The sequence below is a fragment of the Burkholderia sp. BCC0506 genome, from assembly GCF_902833145.1.
In the GTDB taxonomy this organism is placed as follows: domain Bacteria; phylum Pseudomonadota; class Gammaproteobacteria; order Burkholderiales; family Burkholderiaceae; genus Burkholderia.
This window is the reverse complement of sequence record NZ_CADFEN010000012.1, coordinates 265147-271146: the sequence shown is the minus strand read 5'-3', so window position 1 is coordinate 271146 and position 6000 is coordinate 265147. Positions and strand designations below refer to the sequence as shown.

General features: G+C 67.0%; 6 protein-coding genes. 5 read left to right on the top strand and 1 reads right to left on the bottom strand.

Features of this window, described 5'->3' with window-relative positions:
• Positions 1 to 499: 499 nt before the first annotated feature.
• The gene (locus tag HWX62_RS26245; protein ID WP_175933111.1) at positions 500 to 1765 is read right to left on the bottom strand and encodes an SGNH/GDSL hydrolase family protein; all 1266 of its coding nucleotides are present in this window, start codon (positions 1763 to 1765) and stop codon (positions 500 to 502) included.
• A 207-nt stretch (positions 1766 to 1972) separates the two neighbouring features.
• Here HWX62_RS26245 and paaA point away from each other — a divergent pair, with 207 nt between their 5' ends.
• The 5 genes from paaA to paaE are packed head-to-tail and all read left to right on the top strand — an operon-like array spanning position 1973 to position 5812.
• Positions 1973 to 2971, top strand: coding sequence for a 1,2-phenylacetyl-CoA epoxidase subunit PaaA (gene paaA, locus HWX62_RS26240; RefSeq protein ID WP_175933105.1), 999 nt, complete (start codon positions 1973 to 1975; stop codon positions 2969 to 2971).
• Between the two features lie 36 nt (positions 2972 to 3007).
• Positions 3008 to 3292, top strand: a complete 285-nt coding sequence (gene paaB / locus HWX62_RS26235; protein WP_006482881.1) for a 1,2-phenylacetyl-CoA epoxidase subunit PaaB — start codon at positions 3008 to 3010, stop codon at positions 3290 to 3292.
• A gap of 10 nt (positions 3293 to 3302) precedes the next feature.
• Positions 3303 to 4106 (top strand): 1,2-phenylacetyl-CoA epoxidase subunit PaaC, encoded by an 804-nt coding sequence (paaC, locus tag HWX62_RS26230; protein ID WP_175933103.1) that lies wholly within the window; start codon positions 3303 to 3305, stop codon positions 4104 to 4106.
• A 24-nt stretch (positions 4107 to 4130) separates the two neighbouring features.
• Entirely contained in the window at positions 4131 to 4721 is a 591-nt protein-coding gene (gene paaD, locus HWX62_RS26225; RefSeq protein ID WP_175933101.1) for a 1,2-phenylacetyl-CoA epoxidase subunit PaaD, read from the top strand.
• A gap of 2 nt (positions 4722 to 4723) precedes the next feature.
• Complete coding sequence (paaE, locus tag HWX62_RS26220) at positions 4724 to 5812, top strand: 1,2-phenylacetyl-CoA epoxidase subunit PaaE (RefSeq protein ID WP_175933099.1); 1089 nt, start codon at positions 4724 to 4726, stop codon at positions 5810 to 5812.
• Positions 5813 to 6000 lie beyond the last annotated feature (188 nt).

The window sequence follows — 6000 nt, the reverse complement described above, 5'->3', positions numbered from 1 at the left end:
TCACTTCATAAACCTGACTTACTTTAGTGTGAGACTCTTGATACTTTTGCTATCTGATCCGAGGATCAGCTCGCTGTCATCAAGCGCCCACACTTATCGGCTGTTAATTTTTAAAGAGCAATTCTGCGAGAAACTCCGTGTTTCTCAGCAGTGCTGCGTTTTCAGCAGCAGAGAAACGAGATTATGAACCGTGTTTCGCAGCTCGTCAACAACTTTCTGAACGACTTCGTTGCGACTGCGGGGCTCAACTTCCGCGCCGCCAAGGCTCGCTACATCTGAACCCGACAGCACCGCTTCCCTTCCTCCCGCGCTGCGTTTCCGTTGGCGCGAAAGAGGCGTGATTCTAAGCACCTGCCCCCGTCCGCGCAAGCGCTTTGTGAAGAAAGTTTGAAAAAGCCTCCGTGCGCTCGCGCGCACGGAGGCTTTGGGCTGGACGAACGTTGGAGCACTGCCGGCCCGCAGGCCGTCGGCCACCTTTCCTTCTATATATAGAAACGCGTCACTGGCCGCCCACGGCCGCGCGCAGCTGCTCGGCCGGCACCGCGTCGGCCATCGCCGTGTAGCCGGAATCGCTCGGATGGATACCGTCGCCGCTATCGTATCGGCGCTGCAGCACGCTCGGGCGCGCCGGATCGCGCAGCACCGCGTCGAAGTCGACCACGCCGTCGAACCCGCCGCCGCTCCGGATCCACCGGTTCACCTCGAGCCGGATCGCCTCGCGTCCGGCCGGCAACGCCGCCGGCGTGAGCGTCGCGCCGAACACCTTCACGCCCTGGCGGTGGGCCGCCTCGATCAGCCGGCGATAGCCGTCGATCAGCGACACGGCCGTCACCTGCGTATGCGGGTGATCGCAATCGAGCCCTGCGCGCGGCGGCATCGCCGCGAAATTGATGTCGTTGATCCCGATCAGCACGATCGCCGCCTTCACGCCCGAGCGCGACAGCGCGTCACGTTCGAACCGGGACGCCAGCGATGTGCCGTAACACGCGGAATCGCTGAGCAGCCGGTTCCCGCTGATGCCGAGATTCACGACGCCGATCGAATCCGCGCCCGACGCCGCCAATCGTCGCGCGAGCGCGTCCGGCCAGCGGCGGTTCCGATTCACGCTGGAGCGCAGCCCGTCGGTGATCGAATCGCCGATCGCCGCAACGCTGGCGTGTGCGGAACCGGCCTCGACGGCCAGCTCGGTCACCCATGCATATTGAGTAAACCGGGTGCGGAACGCGGCGGCGCCCGGATCGCTCACGTGATCGCCCGGCGCGGACACGTAGTTGAACTGGTTCGATACACGATGCCAGACCGTCATCCGCTGGTTCGCCCCCATCTGGAGACTGATCGCATAGGGCTGCGCGGCCGTCACGTCGATCGCCACCGGATCGCTTTCGAGCTCGTGGCCCGGTGCGAGCGTCACCGACGCCTTGCCGCCGAACCGTACCGGCACCACCGCGCCGCCGGCGAGCGCAGCCCCTTCACCGGCACGCGCGAGACTCGCTGCCTCGATGACCAGCGGCGCGCGACCGTATGCGTTGCTCACGCGAATCCGCGCGGCCCGCCCCGACACGGTCGGGTAGACGATCTGGCGTACGGTCCGCCCGGCCACGTCCGGTGCGCGGTAGAGCGGCGGCGGTTCGGCGAGATCGGGAATCGGCTGCAGCGCGGTCGCCCACGCGGCGACCCATCCGGCCGGCGCCGCCGACGCCGCGAGCGGGGACACGAAGACGACCGCACCCAGCACTGCCGCGGCGAAACTGCTTCGAAATGACATCGGCAAAATCCTCATCGGAAAGCGGGCATTGTGCCGCAGAAGACGCGAGACCCAAATGCAGGAGCGCACGTGTGCCACCCGATCGCGCCCCGACGTCCCTCGTTTACCCGAATCTCCCGGCGAATCCGCAAGAAATTTATTAACCGACCGGTCGGTTGGTTTATACTTCGCACACATCACACACTCAACCGGACGAGAGCCTTCGCCATGTACACGCAATCCCTCGACATCCCCGGCAACGTCGCGCCGCTCGACGCCGCAGCCGAGTCGCCCGAGCAGGCGCGGTTCGATGCGGTAATGGCCGCGGACGGCAAGATCGAACCGCAGGACTGGATGCCCGACGCGTATCGCAAGACGCTGATCCGCCAGATCTCCCAGCACGCGCACTCGGAAGTCGTCGGCATGCTGCCGGAAGGCAACTGGATCTCGCGCGCGCCGAGCCTGAAGCGCAAGGCGATCCTGCTCGCGAAGGTGCAGGACGAAGCCGGCCACGGCCTCTATCTTTATAGCGCGGCCGAAACGCTCGGCGTCTCGCGCGATTCGCTGATCGACGCGCTGCACGCCGGCAAGGCGAAATACTCGAGCATCTTCAACTACCCGACGCCGACCTGGGCCGACGTCGGCGTGATCGGCTGGCTCGTCGACGGCGCCGCGATCATGAACCAGATCCCGCTGTGCCGCTGCACGTACGGCCCGTATGCGCGCGCGATGATCCGCGTGTGCAAGGAAGAGTCGTTCCACCAGCGCCAGGGGTTCGACGCGCTGCTGTCGATGATGAAGGGCAGCGACGCCCAGCGGGCAATGGTCCAGCAGGCCGTCGACCGCTGGTGGTGGCCCGTGCTGATGATGTTCGGCCCGAGCGATGCCGATTCGGTCCACAGCAATCAGTCCGCGAAATGGGGCATCAAGCGAATCTCGAACGACGACCTGCGCCAGAAATTCGTCGACGCGACGGTCGACCAGGCAAAGGTGCTCGGCGTGACGCTGCCCGACCCCGACCTGAAATGGAACGAGGCGCGCGGCCACTACGACTACGGCACGATCGACTGGGACGAATTCTGGCGCGTGGTCAACGGCGACGGCCCGTGCAACAAGGAACGCCTCGCGACGCGCGTGAAAGCGCACGAGGATGGCGCATGGGTGCGCGAAGCCGCGCTCGCGCACGAAGCGAAGCGCCGCGCCCGCGCCGAACAGCACGCCGCCTGAGCGGCACCCCTCGAATTCAGGAATCTGGAGAAAGTGATGAACAAGGAATGGCCGATCTGGGAAGTGTTCGTGCGCAGCAAGCAGGGCCTCGACCACAAGCATTGCGGCAGCCTGCATGCCGCCGACGCGACGATGGCGCTGCGCATGGCGCGCGACGTCTACACGCGTCGCCAGGAAGGCGTGAGCATCTGGGTGGTGCCGTCGTCGGCGATCACGGCGTCGGATCCGAGCGAAAAGGCCGAACTGTTCGAGCCGGCGGGCGACAAGATCTACCGTCACCCGACGTTCTACACGCTGCCCGACGAAGTCAACCACATGTAACGCCCGCGCCATGACGATCACGCCCGAACACCTCTCCTACGTGCTGCGCCTCGCGGACAACGCGCTGATCCTCGGTCAGCGCAACGCCGAATGGTGCGGCCATGGCCCGATCCTCGAGGAAGACATCGCGCTCACCAACATGAGCCTCGACCTCATCGGCCAGGCGCGCATGCTGTACACGCATGCCGCCGACCTCGAGCGCCAGCTCACCGGCGCGGCGAAGACCGAGGACGATTACGCCTACTTCCGCACCGAGCGCGAGTTCGCGAACTTCACGCTCGCCGAGCTGCCGCATTACGGCCCGCTCGCCGGCACCGCACACGCCGACAAGGACTACGCGGTGACGATCGTGCGCAACTTCCTGTACGCGGCGCTGATGCTGCACGTGTGGAGCGCGCTGGAAACGTCGACCGACACGCAGCTGGCCGCGATCGCCGCGAAATCGGTGAAGGAAACCCGCTATCACGTCCAGCATGCACGCGAATGGCTCGTGCGCCTCGGCGACGGCACCGACGAATCGCACCGCCGCGCGCAGGCCGCACTCGACTACCTGATGCCGTACACGCGCGAATTCTTCGCCGCCGATGCGATCGACGACGCGATCGTCGCATCGGGCATCGGCCCCGCACCGGCCGCGATCGAGGCCGCGTGGCGCGCGGACGTGGACGATGCGCTCGCCGAGGCCACGCTCACGCTGCCGGCGCCGGTGAAGCACGTGACGACCGGCAAGCAGGGCGAGCACTCGGAGCACATGGGCTACCTGCTCGCCGAAATGCAGAGCCTCGCGCGCCAGCACCCCGGCGCGAGCTGGTAACCGCCCACGCCACGGAGCCCGACGATGTCCGCCCAGACCGCCGCCCCTGCCCCTGCCCCTGCCCCTGCCCCTGCCCCTGCCCCCGCTCACGCCGCGCACCGCGACGATCCGCTGCTCGCCCGCGCGTGGGACGTGCTGGAAGCCGTGCCCGATCCCGAGATCCCGGTCGTGTCGATCCGCGAGCTCGGCATCCTGCGCGACGTCCGCCGCACGGACGACGGGCAGCTCGAAGTCGTGATCACGCCGACCTACTCGGGCTGCCCGGCGATGTCGCAGATCGCCGAGGACATCGCCGCCGCACTGCAGGCCGCCGAGCTGCCGCCGCACCGGATCGAGACGGTGCTCGCCCCCGCGTGGACGACCGACTGGATCACGCAGGAAGCGCGCGAGAAGCTGCGCGCGTACGGCATCGCGCCGCCCGTCGGCCAGTGCGGCACCGCCGCGCCGCGGGAGAACGTCGTGCGCTTCGTGCCGCGGCCGGCCGCGGCGCCCGCCTGCCCGCGCTGCGGCTCCGCGCGGACCGAACGCCTCGCGCAATTCGCGTCCACGGCCTGCAAGGCGCTGTATCGCTGCGTCGACTGCCGCGAACCCTTCGACTACTTCAAACCGTACTAAATATGGCGACCCCGCAATTTCACCCGCTGCGTATCCGCGACGTGCGGCCCGAGACCGCCGACGCCGTGACCGTCTCGTTCGACGTGCCGCCCGAGCTGCGCGATGCATACCGCTTCACGCAGGGCCAGTTCGTCACGCTGAAGACCCACATCGACGGCGAGGAGACGCGCCGCTCGTATTCGATCTGCGTCGGCACGACGGACTACGACCGCGACGGCGAACTGCGCATCGGCATCAAGCGCGTGCGCGGCGGCCGCTTCTCGAACTTCGCGTTCGACACGCTGAAGCCCGGCCACACGATCGACGTGATGACGCCGGACGGCCGCTTCTTCACGCACCTGAACGCCGACCACGGCAAGCAGTACGTCGCGTTTTCCGGCGGCTCGGGGATCACGCCGGTGCTCGCGATCGTGAAGACGACGCTCGAACTCGAGCCGCGCAGCACGTTCACGCTGATCTACGGCAACCGCAGCGTCGACGCGATCATGTTCGCGGAGGAGCTCGAGGACCTGAAGAACCGTTACATGAACCGCTTCGTCCTCTATCACGTGCTGTCGGACGACCTGCAGGACGTCGAGCTGTTCAACGGCGTGCTCGACCAGGCGAAATGCGCGGAATTCCTCGCGACGCTGACGCCGGCCGACGCGATCGACGAGGCGTTCATCTGCGGCCCGGCGCCGATGATGGACGCGGCCGAAGCCGCGCTGAAGGCGGCCGGCGTGCCGCAGGCGAAGGTGCACGTCGAGCGCTTCGGCACGCCGCTGCCGCAGGCCGGCGCCCCGGTCGTCGAAATCACCGACGAGACGCCGGCCGCCGACCTCGAGATCGTGCTCGACGGCAAGAAGCGCAAGCTGCGTTTGCCGTACGAAGGCGTCAGCCTGCTCGACGTGGGCCTGCGCGCGGGCCTCGCGCTGCCGTACGCGTGCAAGGGCGGCGTGTGCTGCACGTGCCGCGCGAAGGTGGTCGAAGGCGAAGTGCGGATGGAGAAGAACTACACGCTCGAGGAGCACGAAGTGAAGGACGGTTTCGTGCTCACGTGCCAGTGCCACCCGATCAGCGACAAGGTCGTCGTGAGCTTCGACGAACGTTGAGCGGCATCGCGTCGCGGCGCCGGACGGTTTCTCGCCGTCACACATCTCGCTTACACTAGGGTCCGTTTACATATTGAACGCGCATGCGTTGCCACGAGAACGGCCGCTCGCGAGGCGCGCGACGCCGCGAATACAGGACGTATTCGCAAGGAGCCCAACGCGGCGAGCGGCCGTTCTCGTGGCAACCC